Annotated in this window: 22 protein-coding genes and 1 riboswitch; of the genes, 11 read left to right on the top strand and 11 right to left on the bottom strand. The window is 70.5% G+C overall.

Going from position 1 to position 21,793, the window contains the following annotated elements:
* The first annotated feature begins 136 nt into the window (after positions 1-136).
* Complete coding sequence (gene murQ / locus IEY91_RS19185; RefSeq protein WP_189174933.1) at positions 137-1,093, top strand: N-acetylmuramic acid 6-phosphate etherase; 957 nt, start codon at positions 137-139, stop codon at positions 1,091-1,093.
* A gap of 5 nt (positions 1,094-1,098) precedes the next feature.
* Here murQ and IEY91_RS19180 read toward each other — a convergent pair whose 3' ends face one another.
* A complete protein-coding gene (locus IEY91_RS19180; protein WP_189174932.1) occupies positions 1,099-2,328 on the bottom strand; it encodes a mannosyltransferase family protein in 1,230 nt (409 codons plus the stop codon).
* Between the two features lie 575 nt (positions 2,329-2,903).
* Complete coding sequence (locus tag IEY91_RS19175) at positions 2,904-3,404, bottom strand: SigE family RNA polymerase sigma factor (protein ID WP_164323611.1); 501 nt, start codon at positions 3,402-3,404, stop codon at positions 2,904-2,906.
* Between the two features lie 263 nt (positions 3,405-3,667).
* Between IEY91_RS19175 and IEY91_RS19170 the strand changes: the two genes are divergently transcribed.
* A complete protein-coding gene (locus IEY91_RS19170) occupies positions 3,668-4,906 on the top strand; it encodes an esterase/lipase family protein (protein WP_189174931.1) in 1,239 nt (412 codons plus the stop codon).
* 28 nt (positions 4,907-4,934) lie between these two features.
* Here IEY91_RS19170 and IEY91_RS19165 read toward each other — a convergent pair whose 3' ends face one another.
* Both IEY91_RS19165 and IEY91_RS19160 read right to left on the bottom strand, forming a co-directional pair.
* On the bottom strand, positions 4,935-5,510 hold the full coding sequence (locus IEY91_RS19165; RefSeq protein WP_164323607.1) for a Uma2 family endonuclease: 576 nt from the start codon (positions 5,508-5,510) through the stop codon (positions 4,935-4,937).
* Complete coding sequence (locus IEY91_RS19160) at positions 5,507-5,815, bottom strand: hypothetical protein (protein WP_229697079.1); 309 nt, start codon at positions 5,813-5,815, stop codon at positions 5,507-5,509. Before IEY91_RS19160 ends, IEY91_RS19165 begins: the two co-directional genes overlap by 4 nt.
* A gap of 115 nt (positions 5,816-5,930) precedes the next feature.
* On the opposite strand from IEY91_RS19160, the gene IEY91_RS19155 reads away from it, so the two are divergent.
* The 4 genes from IEY91_RS19155 to IEY91_RS19140 all read left to right on the top strand — a co-directional run bounded on the left by IEY91_RS19155 (position 5,931) and on the right by IEY91_RS19140 (position 8,510).
* Positions 5,931-6,773 (top strand): helix-turn-helix domain-containing protein, encoded by an 843-nt coding sequence (locus IEY91_RS19155; protein WP_189174930.1) that lies wholly within the window; start codon positions 5,931-5,933, stop codon positions 6,771-6,773.
* Positions 6,754-7,020, top strand: a complete 267-nt coding sequence (locus IEY91_RS19150) for a DUF397 domain-containing protein (RefSeq protein WP_189174929.1) — start codon at positions 6,754-6,756, stop codon at positions 7,018-7,020. The genes IEY91_RS19155 and IEY91_RS19150 overlap by 20 nt, the downstream gene beginning before the upstream one ends.
* Before the next feature lie 231 nt (positions 7,021-7,251).
* Complete coding sequence (locus IEY91_RS19145) at positions 7,252-8,148, top strand: hypothetical protein (RefSeq protein WP_373287978.1); 897 nt, start codon at positions 7,252-7,254, stop codon at positions 8,146-8,148.
* Entirely contained in the window at positions 8,127-8,510 is a 384-nt protein-coding gene (locus IEY91_RS19140; protein WP_229697078.1) for a Uma2 family endonuclease, read from the top strand. The genes IEY91_RS19145 and IEY91_RS19140 overlap by 22 nt, the downstream gene beginning before the upstream one ends.
* Positions 8,511-8,636: 126 nt before the next feature.
* Here IEY91_RS19140 and groL read toward each other — a convergent pair whose 3' ends face one another.
* The 4 genes from groL to thrC form a co-directional block, all read right to left on the bottom strand.
* Positions 8,637-10,262: a chaperonin GroEL gene (groL, locus tag IEY91_RS19135; protein ID WP_164323601.1), complete on the bottom strand. Its 1,626-nt coding sequence runs from the start codon at positions 10,260-10,262 to the stop codon at positions 8,637-8,639.
* A 325-nt stretch (positions 10,263-10,587) separates the two neighbouring features.
* Positions 10,588-10,791: a cold-shock protein gene (locus IEY91_RS19130; RefSeq protein ID WP_005315736.1), complete on the bottom strand. Its 204-nt coding sequence runs from the start codon at positions 10,789-10,791 to the stop codon at positions 10,588-10,590.
* A 448-nt stretch (positions 10,792-11,239) separates the two neighbouring features.
* Positions 11,240-11,515: a MoaD/ThiS family protein gene (locus IEY91_RS19125; protein ID WP_164323599.1), complete on the bottom strand. Its 276-nt coding sequence runs from the start codon at positions 11,513-11,515 to the stop codon at positions 11,240-11,242.
* Positions 11,516-11,546: 31 nt separating this feature from the next.
* The gene (gene thrC / locus IEY91_RS19120) at positions 11,547-12,878 is read right to left on the bottom strand and encodes a threonine synthase (protein ID WP_189174928.1); all 1,332 of its coding nucleotides are present in this window, start codon (positions 12,876-12,878) and stop codon (positions 11,547-11,549) included.
* Positions 12,872-13,026: riboswitch (SAM riboswitch) on the bottom strand. It overlaps the preceding gene by 7 nt.
* Before the next feature lie 153 nt (positions 13,027-13,179).
* Between thrC and IEY91_RS19115 the strand changes: the two genes are divergently transcribed.
* Positions 13,180-14,124, top strand: a complete 945-nt coding sequence (locus IEY91_RS19115) for a glucosyl-3-phosphoglycerate synthase (protein ID WP_164323595.1) — start codon at positions 13,180-13,182, stop codon at positions 14,122-14,124.
* 122 nt (positions 14,125-14,246) lie between these two features.
* Positions 14,247-15,662 (top strand): alpha,alpha-trehalose-phosphate synthase (UDP-forming), encoded by a 1,416-nt coding sequence (locus IEY91_RS19110; RefSeq protein ID WP_189174927.1) that lies wholly within the window; start codon positions 14,247-14,249, stop codon positions 15,660-15,662.
* A gap of 27 nt (positions 15,663-15,689) precedes the next feature.
* Here the strand turns inward: IEY91_RS19110 and otsB are convergent, their stop codons facing one another.
* Genes otsB through IEY91_RS19095 form a run of 3 tightly spaced genes read right to left on the bottom strand, consistent with a single transcriptional unit; the run spans position 15,690 to position 18,157 of the window.
* Complete coding sequence (gene otsB / locus IEY91_RS19105; RefSeq protein WP_189174926.1) at positions 15,690-16,562, bottom strand: trehalose-phosphatase; 873 nt, start codon at positions 16,560-16,562, stop codon at positions 15,690-15,692.
* Positions 16,563-16,577: 15 nt separating this feature from the next.
* Positions 16,578-16,847, bottom strand: a complete 270-nt coding sequence (locus IEY91_RS19100) for a DUF3263 domain-containing protein (protein WP_189174925.1) — start codon at positions 16,845-16,847, stop codon at positions 16,578-16,580.
* A gap of 38 nt (positions 16,848-16,885) precedes the next feature.
* Positions 16,886-18,157, bottom strand: a complete 1,272-nt coding sequence (locus tag IEY91_RS19095; protein ID WP_189174924.1) for an ABC transporter substrate-binding protein — start codon at positions 18,155-18,157, stop codon at positions 16,886-16,888.
* Positions 18,158-18,457: 300 nt separating this feature from the next.
* Here IEY91_RS19095 and IEY91_RS19090 point away from each other — a divergent pair, with 300 nt between their 5' ends.
* The 3 genes from IEY91_RS19090 (at position 18,458) to IEY91_RS19080 (ending at position 21,675) form a co-directional block, all read left to right on the top strand.
* Positions 18,458-19,474 (top strand): ROK family protein, encoded by a 1,017-nt coding sequence (locus IEY91_RS19090; RefSeq protein WP_229697077.1) that lies wholly within the window; start codon positions 18,458-18,460, stop codon positions 19,472-19,474.
* On the top strand, positions 19,474-20,622 hold the full coding sequence (nagA, locus tag IEY91_RS19085; RefSeq protein ID WP_189174923.1) for an N-acetylglucosamine-6-phosphate deacetylase: 1,149 nt from the start codon (positions 19,474-19,476) through the stop codon (positions 20,620-20,622). The genes IEY91_RS19090 and nagA overlap by 1 nt, the downstream gene beginning before the upstream one ends.
* Positions 20,623-20,745: 123 nt before the next feature.
* Positions 20,746-21,675: a 1-phosphofructokinase family hexose kinase gene (locus tag IEY91_RS19080; RefSeq protein WP_189174922.1), complete on the top strand. Its 930-nt coding sequence runs from the start codon at positions 20,746-20,748 to the stop codon at positions 21,673-21,675.
* The last annotated feature ends 118 nt before the right edge of the window (positions 21,676-21,793 follow it).

Here is a 21,793-nt window from a genome sequence, read left to right as displayed (position 1 = left end):
TCCTCAATCGCCGGACGGGCTCAAATTCCCGCCCTCCGTACGGACTGAACCACCCAACCGAACAAGCTGAACCACCAAATCGCCGGACAGGCAGCGCCACCCACCCCCGACCTCATCGCGAAAGAGCCGCACCCTTATGACCTCCACGCCCACCGGGTCCGCCGCGTACCGCGAGTTGCGTGCCCAGCTCGACGCTCTCACCACCGAGGCGTTCCGGCCCGAGCTCTCCGAGATCGACCGGCTGCCGACGGAGGAGATCGCGCGCATCATGAACGGCGAGGACGCGACCGTGCCCACGGCCGTCGCCGCGCAGCTCCCCCGTATCGCCGCCGCCATCGACGCGACGGCGGAGCGCATGGCGCGCGGTGGGCGTCTGATCTACGCGGGCGCGGGCACGGCCGGGCGCCTGGGCGTGCTGGACGCGTCGGAGTGCCCGCCGACGTTCAACACGGACCCGGGCGACGTGGTGGGCCTCATCGCGGGCGGCCCGTCCGCGGTGGTCACGTCGATCGAGGGCGCGGAGGACCGCAAGGACCTGGCGGCCGCCGACCTGGACGCCCTCGCCCTCACGGCGGACGACACGGTGGTGGGCGTCTCGGCGTCGGGCCGCACGCCCTACGCGATCGGCGCCGTGGAGCACGCCCGCGCGCAAGGGGCCCTGACCGTCGGCCTCTCCTGCAACGCGGACAGCGCGCTCGCGGCGGCGGCGGAGCACGGCATCGAGGTCGTGGTGGGCCCCGAACTCCTCACAGGATCCACGAGGTTGAAGGCGGGCACGGCGCAGAAGCTCGTCCTCAACATGCTCTCGACGATCACGATGATCCGCCTCGGCAAGACGTACGGGAACCTCATGGTCGACGTACGCGCCTCCAACGAGAAGCTGCGCGCCCGCTCCCGAAGAATCGTCTCGCTGGCCACGGGCGCCTCCGACGAGGAGATCGAGACGGCCCTGGCAGCCACCGACGGCGAGGTAAAGAACGCGATCCTCGTCCTCCTGGGCGGAGTGGACGGCCCGACGGCCGCCCACCTCCTCACCAACTCCGCAGGCCACCTCCGCGCGGCCCTCGACAGCTCCAACTCACCCACGGAGTAAGGCACTCACCCTGCCCACCTCCCCGTGGTGAACGCCAGCGCGAACACCGTCGTCAGGGGGGCCAGCGCGCACACGAGGGTGTTCGTGAGCCAGGCGCGCCGTAGCGACCAGGCGGCGAGGGTGGTCCACAGGGGCCACCAGAGGAGGGTGGCGCGGGGCAGGGACATGTACCAGTACGAGGTGCCGAGCGCCCAGAGGCTCAGGGCGAGGTACGTCGCCTCGGGCCAGCGGCGGCGGCGCAGCAGGACCACGAGCAGGGTGACTCCGACGGCCATCGCGAGGAGTTCGGCCTGGAACATCAGGGCGTACCCGGAGCGGTATCCGCCGTCGAAGGCGGCCCGCCAGGTGTTCGCCCACGCCTCCCACGGCACGTGGAACTCCCTGTTCCAGCCGCGTTCTTGGGCGTGTTTCCAGGCCATCCAGTCGCCGGTGAGGGTGTGCAGGTACCAGGTGTAGAGGAGGGCGGGGAGCGCGGGCAGCGCCAGCCACGGCAGCGGCCGCCAACGTCGCGAGGCCTCGCGGCCCCTCCGACTCACGACGAACTGCACGACCAGCGCCGCCGCGAGGAAGAGCCCGCTGACCCGGGTCGCGGTGGCCGCCGTCGTGAGCAGGGCGGCGAGCGGCCAGCGCCCCCGCAGCGCGGCGAGCCACGCAGGCAGGGCGAACGCGAGGAAGAGGGATTCCGTGTAGCCCGCCGCGAGGAACACGGCACAGGGCGAGAGCAGCACGAGCAGCACAGCCCGCCGCCCGCGCGCCGCGCCCGCGCCGGTGTCGGTGTCGGTGTCGGTGTCACGGCCCACCGCGATCCGCCCCAGCGCGACCATCGCCACCGCCCCGCTCACCAGCGAGATCAGCAGCCCGGCCACGCCCCAGTGCGGCACCACCGCGTGCACGCCCCGAAGCACCATCGGAAACCCGGGAAAGAACGCCTCCTCATTGGCGAACCCGGGCTGCGACTCGGTCGCCCGCACATACCCGTACTCCGCTATGCGCTGGAAGTGCACCCAGTCCCACTGCTCCCACACCCCCAGCACGGACGCCCCATGCCTGGCCTGCGGATCCCGGGGAAACAGCCAGGCCCCGCAGTAGGCGGTGAGCCACAACCCGACCCGGGTGAGGAGGTAGACCTGAAGCACTTGCCGGTCACCGGGCCCGAGCCGGGACCGCCGACGCCGCGGGGGCGACACGGGCCGCGACACCACCCGAGCCGGCGGACTCGACAAGGCCGTAGGCATACGTGATCTCCGTTTCGCGGTGCGCGGGCACGCCGAATCGCCCTTCGGCGAGGGAATGGGGCGGGTGGGCGGGGTTATAGCCCGTCCGGCGTTTGAGGACGAGGCCGTTCAGGCCGATAGCGGGGGTCCAGGGGCGCAGCCCCGGAACGGCCCCCTACCCGGGGGACCCCGTACTGGTGGGCGGATACGTACGCGTCGCAGACGTACTCGGCGGAGAGGTATCGGGCGGCGCGGACCCGGTCGGCGCCATGGTCGTCGCACTGGGCGGCGGCGCCGACGTCGGCCCAGGCGAGTCACCGGACGACGGCGCGGGCGCGGGCGGCTCCGTCCGCCCCGCGGGCCGCACGGTCTCCTCGCTCTGGTCCGCGACAGCGACGAGCGCCCCGCTCACCCCGCCGAAGAAGACAACCGCAGCGGCCGCGAGGCCAGCAAGGCGCCGCCGCCGCAAGCGATCACCACGCTCGGTGATGGCACCGGAAGGGACAGGCGCAACCTCCCCCTGCCCACGCTCGGCAAGCTGCCGAACCGCGGCGGCCACCAGGATGTCGTCATCGGGACGGTGCCCCGGACGCGGCTCAAGAGCCACCGTGCGCCTCCTCCGTGTGAGGATCCCGCAGCCGGGGCGCGAGCGCGGCCCTGCCTCGGGACAGATGAGTCTTGACCGTGCCGGTGGAGAGTCCCGTCTCGTGGGCGATCTGCTCGACGGACAGATCGCACACGTACCGCAGCGCCACGGTCCTGCGCTGCTGCGGGGACAACTCCTTGAGCGCCTCGACCAGTACGACGGACCCCGGATCGGGCGCGTCCACGGGAGCCGCGCCCCCATGCCGCTGCCAGGCGCGCTCGGCCCGGAACAACCCCTGCCTGCGGCGCAGCGCGAGCCGCCAGGCCACGGTGCGTATCCAGGCCTCGGGCGCGGCCTCGCGGCGCAGCCGCCCGCGCCTGCTCCACGCCTTGACGAAGGCTTCCTGCACGACGTCCTGCGCCTCGTGCAGATCGCCGAGCATCACGTAGAGCTGTCCGGTGAGCCGTCTGACCGCGTGGGCGTAGAACTCCTCGAATTCCTCAGCGGTCAATGCCGTGCTCCCCATCTGGTCGGTACACCTTCTCTAGACCAGCGGGGGTACGTCCGGTTGACACCGCTCACCAACTTTTTTCCGAACCGCACGCCACAAGCCAAGACCCAAACAGGCCAATCGCACCAACTTGAGCCATTCCAAACCGATTTGAGCCATCCGTACGACGGCGAGAAACGCCCTTACAGACCATCACCCTTCGTATCAAAGATGACACGGCGCGTCATCGCCGACGTGCGCACGGTCACGGAGAAGGGGACCCCATGCCCGAAGAGAACGCCCCCAGCGAGCAGCAGATCCAGGAAGCCCTGCGGTCCGCGCCCCCGATCATTCTCGGCTCAGGCCCGACCGAGCCAGTAGTCACCGCCGCACCGGCCCCCGACGAGACGTGGGAGCTGCAGAACGGCACGGCCTGGGTGTACTACGGCGAGCGCAACCCCAGCCTGACCCGCCCCGTGATCCTCGCGGACGGCTTCAACGCGGGCCCCAGCAACCTGGACGCCTCCTGGGACCACCTGGACCGCGGCCAGTTCCCGCTCCTCACCGCGCTGCGGCAGCGCGGCCGCGACGTCATCCTCCTCGGCTTCAACGAGCGCAGCGCGTCGATCCTGGAGAACGCGAAGGCCGCGGAGGAGGCCATCCTGCGGGCCAACGCGCAGAAGGAGGGCAACGCGCGCCTGACCGTCGGCGGCTTCAGCATGGGCGGGATGGTCACGCGCTACGCACTCGCCCACCTCGAAAGGCGGCGGGTGGACCACGAGGTGGACCTGTACCTCTCCTACGACACCCCGCACAACGGCGCCTGGATCCCCATCGGGATCCAGGCCATCGCGCACTACATCCGCAAGCTCAACAGCACCTTCTCGGACCAGATGAACAGCCTCGCCTCCCAGCAGCTCCTGTGGCAGCACATCTCCGAGTGGCAGGACCAGCCGTCGACCAGCAAGGAGCGCACCGAGTTCCTCGCGGAGCTGGAGCGCGTCGGCAACTGGCCGCAGCGGCCCCGCCTCATCGGCGTGGCCAACGGCGTCGCCGACGGCACCGGCAACGGCGTCGACCCGAACAAGCTCGCCTTCGAGGGCAAGGGCCTGTCGGTCCTCGGCAGCAAGCTGTTCACGCAGGAGGCGGGCGAGCGCCAACTCGTGGGCAACCTGCGCGTGGTGACCCCGCCGCCGCCCAAGGAGGTGCGCACGTCCGGCCTCCCCGTCATCGACGGCGCGCCCGGCGGCACGCTCAACAGCTTCGAGATCCTGGCCAACCGCTTCAACGCGTTACTGCCGATCCTCGGCTTCCGCTCCGAAGCCCCCATCCCCGCGCACTGCTTCGTACCCACCGTGAGCGCCGTCGCCATCCGCAACATCGACACCCACGACAACCTCTACACGGGCTTCTCACTGGAGGACAGCGAACTGCACGACTTCCGGGTCGCCTCCCAGAACGAGCCCCACACCAGCATCACCGAGGAACTCTGCACCTGGATCATCGACCAGCTCCCCAACTAGCCCACCCACCCCAAGAGGCGGCCGCCCGTCACCCGGGAAACCCCGCGGTGTCGACGGCCGCCCCGACGGGCTCGGGCAACACGAACCGCTCCCCGAACGGCACCCGTTCGGCATGCTTGTACGCCCCGTTCTGCGGCTCGCTGAAGAGCGTCACCGTCGGGCCGTGCTCGTCGAACCGGTCCACGAGCAGATAGACGGGTACGGGCGCGTGCGCATAGGCCCACAACTTCTTGCCCCGGTCGTCCTTGGCGTTGCCCTGTGAGGTGATCTCGACGACGAGCAACGCCTCGGCCGCGTCCAGGGGGTCGCAGTCGCCGGGCTCGACGTCGTCGACGGCCTGCCGGGGGGCCACGACCAGGTCGGGGACGTACAGCTTGTCCAAGTCGGCGATGTGAACACCGAGGGCCTGGTAGACCCCCAACTCCTCCGGAGCAGACCCGTAGAAGGCCCTGCACAAGGCAGCCGCGACGCCACTGTGATGCCGATGCGGCGGCGGCACAAGCACAATCCGCGCCTCGTCGATCTCGGCGCGCCAGCCCTCCGGCACATCCAGCTCACGCCACGCCTGAAACAGGCAGTCCCACAACCGACGGTCCCCCTTCACGGCAGCCGTCCCTCCCTGTTCAGCTCCCGTACCCGGGCCCGCAGCACGTCCCCCGGCGACGCCTCGGCCCCCGCCGCCGGCCCCGTTCCCCGCCGCGCCTCGTACAGCACGGCGGTGAGCCGCAGCGCCGTGTCCAGGTTGCACCGGCCCAGGTCCACCAGGGGGTACGACCCTCCGGACGCCACCGTCAGCGGGTCCACCCTGAGCGAAGGCAGCACCACCCCGACCTCCGCCAGCTCCGCCCGCAGCCGCGCCGCGCCCTCCTCCGAGGCCCGCACCCTGTCCATCCGCGCCGCACTCACCATGTCCGCACCTTCCACAACCCGGTGTTCCGATTCCATCACCCAGCGTGGCCGAGGAGTTCTACGCTGAACAGCTCGGGCGACCCAACAACGCCCCCTGTACGACGAGGAGTCGGCGATGACGCGCCCCAAGGACCTCGACCCGTCGTCCAACCCCCGCGCCCTCCTCGGCGCGGAGCTGCGCCATGCCCGCGAGCGGGCGGGCTTCAGCCAGGAGGCGCTGGGCGCCCCGCTGTTCGTGAGCGGTTCGTTCATCGGCCAGTTGGAGGCGGGGACGCGGCGCATGCACCTGGAGTACGCGGCCCACTTCGACGAAACCCTCGACATGGGGGGCTTCTTCACCCGCAACTGCGGCGCTCTCGCCAAGTCCAAGTACCCGGACCACTTCGCAGAGGCCGCGGAGGCGGAGGCGTCCGCCACAACGATCAAGCACTACCTGCCGCTGCTGATCCCCGGCCTGCTCCAGACACCGGCGTACTCCGCCGAGCTGTTCCGGTCCTATCGGCCGATGGCCACGGACGACGAGATCAAGGAACTGGTGACGACCCGCATGGATCGCGCCCGTCTCCTCGACAACCCAACAACCCCGTTGTTGTGGGCAATTCTGGACGAGGCCGCGCTCCGACGCCCGGTCGGCGGGCCCGCGACCATGGCAGAGGCCCTGCGCCATGTAGCCGACCTGGCACACCGACACCGAGTCATCTTGCAGGTACTGCCGTTCAGCGCCGGAGCACACGCTGGAATGGGCGGCTCCCTGAAGCTCATGGAGTTCGCGGATGCCCCACCCCTCTGCTTCGTCGAGGGACTGGACACAGGAAGGCTGATCGACGACCCGGCGACGGTGGCTCGCCACACCATGACGTTCAGCCTTCTTCAGGCGTTGGGTCGTTCGCCCCGGCGCTCCCTGGCCCTAATCGAATCGATGGCGCACGATTACGCCCATGAGGAACCGCACCCCTGAGTACGACTTGAGCGTGACCGTTTGGCGTAAGTCCAGCCACAGCGATGGGAGCGGCGGCAACTGCCTGGAGGTCGCCGCCTGGCGCAAGTCCACGCACAGCGCCGGTGACGGCGGCGACTGCCTCGAAGTAGCCGACGGCCACCCGAACATCGTCCCCGTCCGGGACTCCAAGACCCCCACCGGCCCGAAGCTCGTGTTCCGGGCAGCCGCCTGGGCCCCGTTCATAGCGAACATCAAGCACAGCTAGCAGCGGGCCCCGCCCGAGGCTCAAGCCCCCAGCCCCGAGCCCTCTTTGCAAGGAACGGGAGGCGGGTCCAACCCGCCCACCCACCCCGCGAGTTGGCGAACGCGACCACTTCCCGCATTCGACTTGCCACGCAACGTAACGAAGCTCTAGCGTGCCCGAATAACGAACAACCCCCGCCCGGTGCAGCAACACCTTGCGGGGGTTTAACCATCGAGATCGGAGCACGATCCCGTGGCTGACAGCCAGCTTAGTGCTGCCCCCCGCCCCACGCACGCGGCACCGCACGCGGCACCACACCCCATGGCCAACCCCGGCTACGGGAAACGAACCGCACCGGACCAACTCGCGCACCGCGCCGACGACTTCACCCACCTGCCCGGCCGCGAGGCCGCCGTCGCCGCGTACGTGGACCGACTCCCCGACGGCGCGGACATCTCCGTAAAGACGCTGGCGAAACACCTCCCGTACGGCCAGTGCGCCCTCCGCACGGCGCTCAACAACCTTCAGGCGGCGGGCCACTTACGCCGGGGCCGCGAGCACGTCGCGGGCGCGGGCAGCGCACGCTGGATCACCCGAACGTGGTTCACGCGGACGCCGCGAGACGACGCGTGGTGGGCGGCGTTCACGCGCGGCGACGTACCGCAGGAGCGCGAACCGCCCACCCGCAGCAGGGCGTTCATCCTCCTTGCGGCACTGGGCCGCACGACCCCGGCACTGTCGCTCTCACACGCGGACTGCGTGACGCTGGGCCCCCTCGTGGCGCGCTGGTTCGAGCGCGGCGCGAACGACGACGAGGTACGACGAGCGCTGACGACGGGCCTGCCGACCCAGATCCACAGCCCGGCAGCACTCGTGGCCCGCCGCCTCCGGGACAAACTCCCACCCGACCGGACACCCGCACCCCGCCGGACGGCGCTCCGCATCCTGGAATGCGCGACCTGCGGCGCCCCAGGCCGCCCAGAAGCCCTGCCGGGCGGCACCTGCGCCCCCTGCCGGGGTGAGCGCGGCTCTCAGGGGCGCTCCGTCGCCCTGACTGCGAACCAGGTCCGCACGCACGCGGCAGCGGCCCGCGCGGCGGCATCCCACCAGCATGAAAGGACACGGGCATGCCCGAGCACGCCCAGATGACCGTCGAGGAGTTCGAGCATCTGGAGAAGCACGCTCCCGACACGGTGAAGCTCGAATTCATCCGTGGAAAGCTGAAGGTCAAGCCGATGCCGGACCAGCGCCACAGGGCCATCGTCATGTGGCTGCTGACACAGTGCATGCAGCAGCGTCCTGAGCTGCTGCTGTATCCGGAACAGGATCTCCAGGTGGAGACGTACCGCAACGGCCGGGCCTACGCGGACGGCGCCCTCGTCGTGTTCAGCGAACCCATGAACGGGGCGTACCAGCGCTGCCCCTCCTACCCGTTCGGGAACACCGTCCAGCTTCCCGCCCCCGTGAACATCACCCTCGAAACCGAAAAGCTCAAGGACTACTCCAACTGACCGCCCCGGCCCGCAGCCCCCGGGAACGCCGAAGGGCGGCACCCCCAACCCTGGGGATGCCGCCCTCCGCGTACAGACGTAAAGCCAGCCGTACAGCAGTACGGCGATGAACTACCGAGCCGAGGCTCAGAAGTCCATGTCACCGCCCGGCATGCCGCCCGGAGCGCCGCCCGCGGCGGCCTTCTCCGGCTTGTCGGCGATGACGGCCTCGGTGGTGAGGAACAGCGCGGCGATGGACGCGGCGTTCTGCAGCGCGGAACGCGTGACCTTCGCCGGGTCGATGATGCCCTCGGCGATCATGTCGACGTACTCGCCGTTCGCGGCGTTCAGGCCGTGACCGACGGTCAGGTTGCGCACCTTCTCCACGACGACGCCGCCCTCGAGGCCGGCGTTGACCGCGATCTGCTTCAGCGGGGCCTCGAGGGCCAGCTTCACAGCGGCGGCACCGGTGGCCTCGTCACCCTCGAGCTCAAGCTTCTCGAAGACGGAGGAGGCCTGGAGGAGGGCCACGCCACCGCCGGCGACGATGCCCTCTTCGACGGCAGCCTTCGCGTTGCGAACGGCGTCCTCGATGCGGTGCTTGCGCTCCTTGAGCTCGACCTCGGTCGCGGCACCGGCCTTGATGACGGCCACGCCGCCCGCGAGCTTCGCCAGGCGCTCCTGGAGCTTCTCGCGGTCGTAGTCCGAGTCGCTGTTCTCGATCTCGGCGCGGATCTGGTTGACGCGACCCTGGACCTGGTCGCTCTCACCGGAGCCGTCGACGATCGTCGTCTCGTCCTTGGTGATGACGACCTTGCGGGCGCGGCCGAGCAGGTCGAGACCGGCGTTCTCCAGCTTGAGGCCGACCTCCTCGGAGATGACCGTGCCGCCCGTGAGGATGGCGATGTCACCGAGCATGGCCTTGCGGCGGTCACCGAAGCCCGGGGCCTTGACGGCGACGGACTTGAACGTGCCACGGATCTTGTTGACGACCAGCGTGGACAGGGCCTCGCCCTCGACGTCCTCGGCGATGATCAGCAGCGGCTTGCCGGACTGCATGACCTTCTCGAGGAGCGGAAGGAGGTCCTTCACGTTCGAGATCTTGGAGTTGACGATCAGGATGTACGGGTCGTCGAGCGACGCCTCCATACGCTCCATGTCGGTGGCGAAGTACGCCGAGATGTAGCCCTTGTCGAAGCGCATGCCCTCGGTGAGCTCAAGCTCGAGCCCGAAGGTCTGCGACTCCTCGACGGTGATGACGCCTTCCTTGCCGACCTTGTCCATCGCCTCGGCGATGAGCTCGCCGATCTGGGTGTCGGCGGCGGAGATGGAGGCCGTCGAAGCGATCTGCTCCTTGGTCTCCACGTCCTTGGCCTGCTCGAGCAGGGCGCCGGAGACGGCCTCGACGGCCTTCTCGATGCCGCGCTTGAGGGCCATCGGGTTGGCGCCGGCCGCGACGTTGCGCAGGCCTTCCTTGACGAGCGCCTGGGCGAGGACGGTCGCGGTCGTCGTGCCGTCACCGGCGACGTCGTCCGTCTTCTTCGCGACCTCCTTGACCAGCTCGGCGCCGATCTTCTCGTACGGGTCCTCGAGCTCGATCTCCTTGGCGATGGACACACCATCGTTGGTGATCGTGGGGGCGCCCCACTTCTTCTCGAGGACGACGTTGCGACCCTTGGGGCCCAGGGTCACCTTGACGGCGTCGGCGAGCTGGTTCATGCCGCGCTCGAGGCCGCGCCGTGCCTCCTCGTCGAACGCGATGATCTTGGCCATGTGAAGTGGTCCTCCCGGACGGGGTGGAAAAGCAAACGGATCTGGCTGGTGCCCGCGACGGACGGCCTGCGCGCCGTGTGGTTCCTTGCCCCACCCGGCCTGCGGACCTCACCGACCCGACCCAAGTTCTGTCACTCTCACTCGTAGAGTGCTAACGCCAATGATTAGCACTCGCCCCCCTCGAGTGCAAGGCCGTCCCCGATGCCGGGGAGCGCGCCCGCGCGCGGGGGAGATCAACACCCGCGCGCGCGAAGGGCCCGCACCCCGTCTCCGGGGTGCGGGCCCTTCGCCTGCGTCGCTTCGGTGGCCGATCGCGTCAAGCCGCTCAGACGGCGAGCTTGACCATGTCCGCCTGCGGACCCTTCTGGCCCTGCGAGATCTCGAACTCGACTCGCTGACCTTCTTCAAGGGTGCGGTAGCCGTCCATCTGGATCGCGCTGTAGTGGACGAATACATCCGCACCACCGTCGACCGCGATGAAGCCATATCCCTTCTCCGCGTTGAACCACTTGACGGTGCCCTGAGCCATGCCTAACTCCCCTATTACTGGCCCTTGCGCAGACCCGCACTTCGCGGACCCGGGTCAGACCTCACCCCCCATGGGTTGGGGGTGTGCGCCGGAACGCGTCGACCGCGGCTGAATGTATCTGTCCAACTGCCCTCTGCAACAGGTCAATCGGACGAGAATTCTGGGCACGCTCTATCACTGATATGCGGAGAATTCGCCGGAGTTCAGGGCAAGTCGGGCCCGACAAATGCCACTTAAGGCGCAAAAGGGCGGCACACTTTGGCTACTTCTTGTCGGCCCGAGACCGACTTCGAATATGCGCGGGGCACGGCGCGAGATGAAGAACGAAGCTCTATGCCCAACTGTACCGCGATCAACCATACAGAATTGCCCCCTCCGCTTCTCTCGCGGAGGGGGCAATTACGGTGACGCAGCGTATGTGTTCAGCCTCCGGCACTGTGCTGGATGGTCAGCCTCCGGCGACGGCCGGGATGATCGAGACGCCCGCGCCGTCCGGCGTCGCCGTCTCAAGACCCTGCTCGAACCGCACGTCGTCGTCGTTCACGTACACGTTCACGAACCGCCGCAGCTTCCCCTGGTCGTCCAGGACCCGGGCGGCGATCCCGGTGTGGTTCTTCTCCAGGTCGGCGATGACCTCACCGAGGGTGCCCCCCTCGGCGGCGACCTCGGCCTGACCGCCGGTGTATGTGCGGAGAATGGTGGGGATGCGGACGTTGACGCTCATGGGGATGCCTTTCTGGGGTGCCGGGGGAGATTCAGCGGGCGAGGCCCGCGGCGCGGAACGCGTCGAGGCTCGGGCGGATGGTCGCCGTCGCCTGCGACGTCTCCGCGACCGCGTCGAGGGTCTTGAGGCCGTCACCGGTGTTGAGGACCACCGTGGTCAGGGACGGGTCGATGAGGCCCGCCTCGACCAGCTTCTTGGTGACGCCCACCGTCACCCCGCCCGCGGTCTCCGCGAAGATGCCCTCGGTGCGCGCGAGAAGCTTGATCGCAGCGACCACCTGCTCGTCGTTCACATCCTCCACCGCACCGCCCGTGCGCCGCGCGATGTCCAGGACGTACGGCCCGTCGGCCGGGTTGCCGATGGCGAGCGACTTGGCGATCGTGTCCGGCTTCTGCGGGCGTACGACGTCGTGGCCGGCCTTGAACGCCGTGGACACCGGCGAACAGCCCTCCGCCTGCGCCCCGAAGATCTTGTACGGCTTGTCCTCGACCAGGCCGAGCGCGATCAGCTCCTTGAGACCCTTGTCGATCTTCGTGAGCTGGGAGCCGGAGGCGATGGGGATGACGAGCTGGTCGGGCAGGACCCAGCCCAACTGCTCGCAGATCTCGTACGCGAGGGTCTTGGAGCCCTCTCCGTAGTACGGCCGCAGATTGACGTTCACGAAGCCCCAGCCCTCGCCCAGCGGGTCGCCGATGAGCTCGGAGCAGAAGCGGTTGACGTCGTCGTAGTTGCCCTCGATGCCGACGAGTTCGCCGCCGTAGACCGCGGCCATGACGACCTTGCCCTGCTCCAGGTCGTGCGGGATGAACACGCAGGAGCGGAAGCCCGCGCGGGCCGCGGCGGCGCCGACCGCGCCCGCGAGGTTGCCCGTGGAGGAGCAGGAGAGGGTGGTGAACCCGAAGGCGCGCGCCGCTTCGAGCGCCTGCGCGACCACGCGGTCCTTGAAGGAGTGCGTGGGGTTGCCGGAGTCGTCCTTGACGAACAGCTTGCCCGGCTCGACGCCGAGCTCCCGGGCGAGGTTGTCGGCCTGGACGAGCTGGGTCCAGCCGGGGTTGAGGTTCGGCTTGTCGGCCACGTCGGCGGGGACGGGAAGGAGCGGGGCGTACCGCCAGATGTTGGCGGGTCCGGCCTCGATCTTCTTGCGGAGGCTCTCCGGGTCGCCGAGCGGCAGGTCGTAGGCCACTTCGAGGGGGCCGAAACACTCGACGCAGGCGAAGATCGGGCCGAGGTCGAAGCGGGTTCCGCACTCGCGGCAGGAGAGGCCGGACGCGGGTCCGAGGTCTACGGTGCCCGGGGCGGAAGCGGCGGGGGTGGTGGTGGCGACAGTCTGCACAGCCATGGAGGCGAGGCCCTTTCTCCTCATCTTCCTCGCGGCGCATCTCGCCACGAGACGGAATTGGCACCTTCCCGAGCCGGGAGCCTCGCGTGCGCCGTGACGGCGGCTTACGAGACCGGCTGGAGGGTTGCCGGGGCTTCAACGGGCCGTATCCCTCTGCCCCTCTGGATGAGCGGTATTCGATTGTGGGTTTCAGTTGTTGATCTCGACGCGGCGGCGACCCCCGACATGCGATGGTCACCGGCGTTGTTCAAGACTGTAACCGAAGCCTTGGACCCTTGAGATAGTCGTCCGATGCGCGAGATGGATCACAACCGGGAGGACGCGCGTGCTGGAAGAGGTCGAGCGCTGGCTGAGCAGGCGTTCCTGGTCCGTCGCCGACCGCCCGACGCATCAGCTCACCGCCGCCAAGCGTGCCGCCGGCGCCTCGGTGAGCGTCGTGCTGCCCGCGCTCGACGAGGAGGAGACGGTCGGCGAGATCGTCGCCGAGGTCCGTCGTGAGCTGATGGAGAAGGTCCAGCTCGTCGACGAGCTGGTGGTCGTCGACTCCGGCTCCGCGGACCGCACGGCCGAGGTCGCCGCGGCGGCCGGGGCGCGGGTGGTGCACCGGGACGAGATCCTGCCGCGGCTGCCCGCCCTTCCGGGCAAGGGCGAGGTCCTGTGGCGGTCACTCCTGGTCACCAGCGGTGACATCGTGGCGTTCGTCGACGCGGACCTGAAGGAGTTCTCGGCGGACTTCGTCACCGGGATCGTGGGGCCGCTGCTCACCGAGCCGGACGTGGACTTCGTGAAGGCGATGTACGACCGCCCGCTCGGCGAGGCGGCGGGCCAGGGCGGCAGGGTCACCGAGCTGATGGCGCGCCCCCTGCTGAACATGCACTGGCCGCAGCTCGCGGGCTTCGTGCAGCCGCTCGGCGGCGAGTACGCGGCCCGCAGGTCGCTGCTCGAACGCCTGCCGTTCCCGGTCGGGTACGGCGTGGAGGTCGGCCTGCTCGTCGACGCGCTGCACACCGTGGGCCTGGACGCGCTCGCGCAGGTCGACGTCGGGGTGCGCAGGCACCGGCACCAGGACGGGCAGGCGCTCGGGCGGATGGCGGCGGCGATCTACCGCACCGCGCAGCTACGGCTCGCCCGCGCCCATCTCGTACGCCCCGAGCTCACGCAGTTCGTGCGCGGCGAGGACGGCTTCGAGCCGCGGACGTACGCGGTGGACACGGAGGAGCGGCCGCCGATGGCGGAGGTGGAGGAGTACGCGGAGCGGCGGGTCGCCTAGGGCCTCACCCAGCGCGCCGCCGCATGCCGTCGTACGCCGCTGTATACGGCCCGCTCGGGCAGTGATGTGACGTTCCATGGACGTACGTTTGAGCGTTTCCGAGAGCGGCTAGGTTTCGGCACATGGTTTCCGAGGCTTCCCACAGCGTGACGCGGGCCGGCGCCCAGGTCCTGGTCGCGTCCAACCGCGGTCCGGTGACGTACTCCCTCGGTGACGACGGGACGCTCGACGCCAAGCGGGGCGGCGGCGGGCTCGTCTCCGGGCTCAGCGCCATCGGGGACGACGCCGACGCCCTGTGGGTGTGCTCGGCCCTCGGCGAGGGCGACCGGGAGGCCGTGCGGCGCGGGGTCGGCGAGCCGGGCGTGCGGATGCTCGACATCGACGCCGCCGTGCACGCCGACGCGTACAACGGCGTCGCGAACTCGGTGCTGTGGTTCGTGCACCACATGCTCTACCAGACGCCCCTGGAGCCCGCGTTCGGGCCGGAGTTCCGGGCGCAGTGGGCTTCGTACGAGGCCTACAACCGGGCGTTCGCCGAGGCCCTGGCGGAGAGCGCCGGGCCGGGGGCGGCCGTCCTCGTGCAGGACTACCACCTGGCCCTCGTCCCCGGCATGCTGCGCGAACTCCGCGCCGACCTGCGCATCGGGCACTTCTCGCACACCCCGTGGGCGCCCGTCGACTACTTCCGGATGCTGCCGGACGACATCGCCGAGCGGCTCCTTCGCGGGATGCTCGGCGCGGACCGGCTCGGGTTCCTCACCGGGCGGTGGGCGGACGCGTTCACCGCGTGCTGCGTGGCGGTGCTCGGGGGTACGTCGGGGACGCGGATCGGGGTGCACGGGCTCGGGGCCGACGCGGACTTCCTGCGGGAGCGGTCGCGGCGGGCGGACGTCGAGGAGCGGCTTGCCGCGCTGCGGGAGCAGATCGGGGGCGACGGGACCCGGAAGGTCGTCGTCCGCGTGGACCGGACCGAGCTGTCCAAGAACATCGTCCGCGGGCTGCACGCGTACCGGCTGCTCCTCGATGAGCGGCCGGAGTGGCGGGAGCGGGTCGTGCACGTCGCGTTCGCCTACCCCTCGCGGCAGGACCTCGCGGTGTACCGCGACTACACGGCGGAGGTCTCCCGGGTCGCCTCCGCCATCAACTCCGCGTACGGCACTGACAGTTGGATGCCCGTCATCCTCCACGTCAAGGACGACTTCGCGCGCTCTCTCGCCGCGTACCGGCTCGCCGACGTGGCCCTCGTCAACCCCATCCGGGACGGGATGAACCTGGTCGCCAAGGAGGTGCCGGTCGTCTCCGACGAAGGGTGCGCCCTGGTGCTGTCCCGGGAGGCCGGGGCCTTCGAGGAGCTCGGCGATGACGCGCTGGTCGTGAATCCGTACGACGTGTCCGGCACGGCACAGGCCCTGCACACAGCGCTCACCATGCCCTCGGCGGAACGCGCCGAACGCACGAAGCGCCTGGCCGCGTCCGCCACGTCCCTCCCCCCGTCCCAGTGGTTCCTGGACCAGTTGCAGGCCCTGACCGCCCCCTAATCGCGGCCGGAACAACTGCGCCGAAGGTCAAGGGAGTTGGGTGGCCAGAGCTGCGAGGAGGGCGACCACGCCCCGGGGGCCGTCCACGACCAGGTCGGCCCGGTCTGCGAGTTCGGTGACCTCTGGGCTTCCGCTGCACACCAACAGGCCCCGGACCTCGCCGTCGGTACGGAGCTTTTCCACGGCGGCGAAAGCGGGGATGTCCCCCAGGTCGTCTCCGGCGTACAGGACGGACTCGGCGCCCATCTCACGTACGTAGTCGACCAGAGCCACACCCTTGTCGACGCCGGGGGGCCGCAACTCCAGGACGAGGCGCCCCGGTTCGACGATGAGGCCGTGGCGTGCGGCCAGCTCGCCCAGCGGTCCGCGCAGGGCGTCGAACGCGGCCTGCGGGTCACGCGCGCGGCGCGTGTGGACCGCGACGGCCCGCCCCTTCTCCTCGATCCACGTGCCACGCCACGCGCCGATCGCGTCCAGGAACCCGGGAAGCTCCGCACGCACCGCGGCGACCCCGGGGTGCGGGTCCGCGGCCTGCACGATCGTGCTGACGGCGTCCCACCGCTCCGCGCCGTAGTGCCCGAGCACGACCAGGTGCTCAAGGCCTGGCACCCCGGCGAGCCCGCCGTACCGCACGGCGACGCTGGCGGGCCGCCCCGTGACGACGGCGACGGAGCGGACCTTCGGCGCGAGCGCGGCGAGCGCGGGCACCGCGCCCGGGTGGGCCCGCGCCCGTTCCGGGTCGGGCACGATCGCCGCCAGCGTCCCGTCGAAGTCGAGGGCGATCACGGCGCGTTCGGGCCGGGAAAGGATCGCGGCGAGCCCGTCCCGCCCGGCGGGCGTCAGCGGCTGCGGCAACGTCGGGGAGGAGTGCGTCGGGGAGGAGTGCGTCGGGTCACCCATGGCCCGACCATAACGTCAACGCTCGGCGCGCCGCGCCTCCCGAACCCGTCGCAGTCGGTTCACGGTGACCGGATCGTGGGCGAGGGCGCGCGCGTCGTCGAGGAGGGCGTTGAGGATCTGGTAGTAGCGGACGGGAGCGAGGCCGAGCTCCTCGCGGATGGCCCGCTCCTTGGCACCGGGCCCGGCCCAGTTGCGCCGCTCCAGCGCGAGCACCGCCTCGGCACGCGCGGAGAGGCCGTCTTCGGCGGAGAGGTGGTCGCCTCCGGAGAGACCGTCGTCCGTCATGCCGTCCACGCTATCCCCGCCCCGCCCCCCGCACCCCGCTACTGCGCGTTCTCCTCCGCGGCCGCCTTCGACTCGATCTGGCCGAGGATGGCCTTGGGGTTGCCGTTCGGGCCGACGGTCTTGCCGATGTACTTCTTGACCTGCACGGACACCTGCGCCCACGACACCTTGCCGACGGGGTAGAGCTGCGAGGTCGGCAGCTCCTTCAGGAACTCGCCGAGCTTCGCCGCGTCCTTCTTGTCGCCCGCCATCTCCTGCGACGCCGACGTCGTCACGGGCAGCAGGTCGTACTCCCGCGAGAAGTCGAGGACGTTCTTCTTGGAGTAGACGAAGTCGAGGAAGTCGCCGATCTCCTTGCGGTTGCCGTTCTGCTTGAAGGCCATCATCCAGTCGGCGACGCCCATAGTGGACTGGGCCTTGCCGTTGATGCCGGGCATCGGCACCATGCCGTACTTCAGGCCCTTCTTGGCCGACATCTGCATCAGCGTCGGGTGGCCGTTGAGCATGCCGACATCACCGCGCGTGAAGGCCGCGAAGGCCTCGGCGCGGTCCAGCTCGGCGGGCGCGGTCGGGCCGGTGAGGCCCTTGCCGACCAGCTCGTCCTTCAGCCACTCGAAGGTGCTGATGTTCTGCTTGGAGTCGATGGCGTACGAATCGACGTTGTCGGTGTAGCCACCGCCACCGCTGAGCAGCCACTGCATCGTCTCGGCCTGCGCCTCCTCAGGGCCGAGCGGCAGCGCGAACGGGATCTTCACGCCGCGCGACTTCAGCTTCTGCGCGGCGGACTGCAGCTCGGACCAGCTCTGCGGGGGCTTGATGCCGGCGCTCTTGAACAGCTTCTCGTTGTAGAAGAGCAGACGCGTGGACGCGGCGAACGGCATGCCGTACTGCACGCGGTTCACCTCGCCGGCCTTCGAGAGGGGGGCGAGGAAGTCGGCCTGGGTGGGGATGGAGAGCAGGTCGTCGGCGCTGTACAGCTTGTCCTGCGCGGCGTAGTCGGCGTACGCGCCGATCTGGGCGAGGTCGGGGGCGTTCCCGTCCTTCACCATCTCCTTGACCTTGCGGTCGACGTCCGTCCAGGAGTAGACGCTCACGTCGACCTTGATGTTCGGGTTCTCGGCCTCGAACTTCTTGGTCAGCGCGGCCCAGTACTTCTTGGAGCTGTTGGTCGAGGAGTCGCCGTAGTCGGCCGCCACGAGCTTGAGGGTGACGTCACCGGAGTCGCCCGAGTCGCCGCCGCAGCCGGCGAGCAGTGCCGTCATGCTCAGCGCGGCCACCGCCGCGGTCAGACCTGTCACGCGCCGCTGCACTGCTGTCCCACCCTCGTCGTTCCTTGCTGAACTGCGAGTTTCCCCCGCGTCCCGACACAAGGTCTACACCACCCGAGTATCACTTCTGCAACGGCCTTGGTGAAACTGGCCCCTTGCCGGTGCGGCTGGAGTGTTTTAGCCCGTCCGGCGTTTGAGGACGAGGCCGTCCAGGCCGATCGGGGGTCCAGGGGGCGGAGCCCCCTGGTTACGTGACGGGGTCGGCCCAGAAGCACCGCCCAAGGCCCAGGGGCCAGAGCATGTGGACTAGACCTCTCGCGGGTCACACGCGACACTGTCCCCGTGAGACATGTCATCGCCCTGGACGTGGGCGGCACAGGAATGAAGGCCGCCCTGGTCGGGGCGGACGGCACGCTGCTCCACGAGGCCCGCCGCCCGACCGGTCGGGACCGCGGCGCCGACGCGGTAGTGGAGTCGATCCTCGGCTTCGCGGCCGACCTCCGCGCCCACGGCCTCGCCCACCTCGGCGAACCCGCCGCGGCGGCGGGCGTAGCCGTCCCCGGCATCGTCGACGCCGAGAACGGCGTGGCGGTGTACGCGGCCAACCTGGGCTGGAACGACGTACCCCTGCGCGAACTCCTCAGCACCCGCCTGGAGGGCATCCCCGTGGCGCTCGGCCACGACGTGCGCACCGGCGGCCTCGCCGAGGGCCGCCTCGGCGCGGGCAAGGGCGCCGACCGCTTCCTGTTCGTGCCGCTGGGCACCGGCATCGCGGGCGCCATCGGCATCGACGGCGCCATCGAGCCCGGCGCGCACGGCTCGGCCGGCGAGATCGGCCACATCGTCGTACGCCCCGGCGGCCCGCCCTGCGGCTGCGGCCAGCGCGGCTGCCTGGAGCGCCTGGCCTCCGCGTCCGCGGTGAGCGAGGCCTGGGCGAAGGCGAGCGGCGACCCGGCCGCGGACGCCGCGGACTGCGCGAAGGCCGTCCGCTCCGGCGACCCGCGCGCCCTGGACGTCTGGCAGAACGCGGTCGACGCCCTCGCGGACGGCCTGCTCACGGCCCTCACTCTGCTGGACCCGCACACCCTGATCATCGGTGGCGGCCTGGCGGAGGCCGGGGAAACCTTGTTCACACCGCTGCGCGCGGCGGTCGCCTCCCGCGTGGTCCAGTTCCAGACGCTGCCCGAGATCGTCCCGGCCGCACTCGGCGACGCGGCGGGCTGCCTGGGCGCGGGCCTGCTCGCGTGGGACCTGCTCGACACCGACGAACCCGTCACCGGCGGACCGCTCACCGACGGACCCGTCACCGGCGAACCCGACAGAACCCCCATCCCCGACTCCCCGGAGGTAACCACCTGATGGCCACTAGCAAGGTGCTCGCCGGTGCTCAGGTGGTACTGCCCACCGGGACCGTCCCGAACGGCCGCGTGATCGTCTCGGACACCGGCCGCATCGCGGGGAGCGCTCCCGCGGACGCAGAAGCCATCGAGACGATCGACCTCACCGGCCACTGGCTGGTCCCCGGCTTCGTCGACATCCACAACCACGGCGGCGGCGGCGCGTCCTTCACCAGCGGCACCGCCGAGGACATCCTGCAGGGCGTACAGACGCACCGCCTGCACGGCACCACCACCGTCGTGGCCTCGACGGTCACCGACGACATGGACGCCCTCGCCCAGCGCGCGGGCCTGCTCTCCGAGCTCGCCGAGCAGGGCGACATCGCGGGCGTCCACTTCGAGGGCCCCTTCATCTCCCCCTGCCGCAAGGGCGCCCACAGCGAGGCCCTGCTGCGCCACCCGGACCCGGCGGAGGTCCGCAAGCTCATCGACGCGGCCCGCGGCCACGCCCGCATGGTCACCCTCGCCGCCGAACTCCCCGGCGGCATCGACTCCGTACGCCTGCTCGCCGAGCACGGCGTGATCGCGGCGATCGGCCACACGGACGCCACGTACGAGCAGACGAAGGCCGCCATCGACGCGGGCGCCACCGTCGCCACGCACCTCTACAACGCGATGCCCGGCCTCGGCCACCGCGCCCCCGGCCCCATCGCCGCCCTCCTGGAGGACGAGCGGATCACCGTCGAGCTGATCAACGACGGCACGCATCTGCACCCGGCAGCCTTCGAGCTGGCCTTCCACCACGCGGGCGCGGGCCGCGTCGCCCTCATCACGGACGCCATGGACGCGGCGGGCTTCGGCGACGGCACCTACCTGCTCGGCCCGCTGGAGGTCGAGGTGAAGGAGGGCGTCGCGCGGCTCACCGAGGGCGGCTCGATCGCCGGCTCGACGCTGACCATGGACCGCGCGTTCAAGCGGTCGGTGACCGTCGACAAGCTGCCGGTGGAGGACGTCGTCGCGGCGATCTCCGCGAACCCGGCCAAGCTGCTCGGCCAGTACGACCGCGTCGGCTCGCTGGAGTCGGGCAAGGACGCCGACATCGTGGTCCTGGACGCGGAGTTCACGCTCAAGGGCGTGCTGCGCAAGGGCGATTGGGTCATCGAGCCGTAATTCGCCCCATACCAGAGGCGGTTGGTCCGAGGCCTGGGCCAACCGCCTTCTTTTTGGCATGATCAGGCCCCGAAAGCCGCACGCGCACGCAGCACGCGGATCCGTGGTCCCGGGGGTGAAGCAGTGATCGTCACGGTCACGCTGAACGCCGCCCTGGACATCACGTACAAAGTCCCCTCCCTCACCCCGCACGCCTCGCACCGCGTCACCGAGGTGACCGAACGCGCGGGCGGCAAGGGCCTGAACGTCGCGCGGGTGCTCGCCGCGCTCGGCCACGAGGTGACCGTGACCGGCTTCGCGGGCGGCGACACCGGCCGCACCCTGCGCGACCACCTCGCCCGCGTGCCCGGCGTCACGGACGGCCTGCGCCCGGTCGCGGGCGCCACCCGCCGCACCCTCGCCGTCGTGGACGCCCGCACCGGCGACACCACCCAGCTCAACGAGCCGGGCCCGACCGTTTCTCCCGCCGAATGGGCCGGATTCCTCTCCTCCTACGAGGAGTTGCTGAGCGGCGACGACGTGACGGCCGTGGCCCTGTGCGGCAGCCTGCCGCCGGGCGTTCCGGTGGGCGCGTACGCCCTGCTGATACGCGCCGCGCGCGCCGCCGCCGTACCCGTACTCCTCGACACCAGCGGCGAACCGCTGCGCCGCGGGGTCGCCGCCCGTCCCGACATCGTCAAGCCGAACGCCGACGAACTCGCCGAACTCACCGGCGCCCACGAGCCCGCCCAGGCCACCCGCGACGCCCGCCGCCGCGGCGCCCACGCCGTCGTCGCCTCACTCGGCGCCGAGGGCCTGCTCGCCCTCACCCCCGAGGGCACCTGGCGCGCCACCCCGCCCGGCCGCGTCCGCGGCAACCCCACAGGCGCGGGCGACTCGGCGGTCGCGGGCCTGCTCTCCGGCCTCGTCCGCCACCTGCCCTGGCCGGACCGCCTCTCCCGCGCGGTGGCCCTGTCGGCGGCGACGGTCGCGGCTCCGGCCGCGGGCGAGTTCGACGCGGCGGTGTACGAGGACGTACTCCCGAAGGTAACGGTGACGGGGAAGGTCTTTTAAGCCCGTCGAGGGGGTACCCCCTGCTCTTTAAGAGCTTGGGGGAGTTTGAGGACGAGGCGCGAAGCGCCGATTGCGGGGAGAGGGGCGCAGCCCCATGCATGGCGGAGGCCCGACCCAC

The sequence above is a fragment of the Streptomyces lasiicapitis genome (assembly GCF_014646335.1).
Taxonomy (GTDB): domain Bacteria; phylum Actinomycetota; class Actinomycetes; order Streptomycetales; family Streptomycetaceae; genus Streptomyces; species Streptomyces lasiicapitis.
This window is presented reverse-complemented; position numbering and strand designations above follow the sequence as displayed.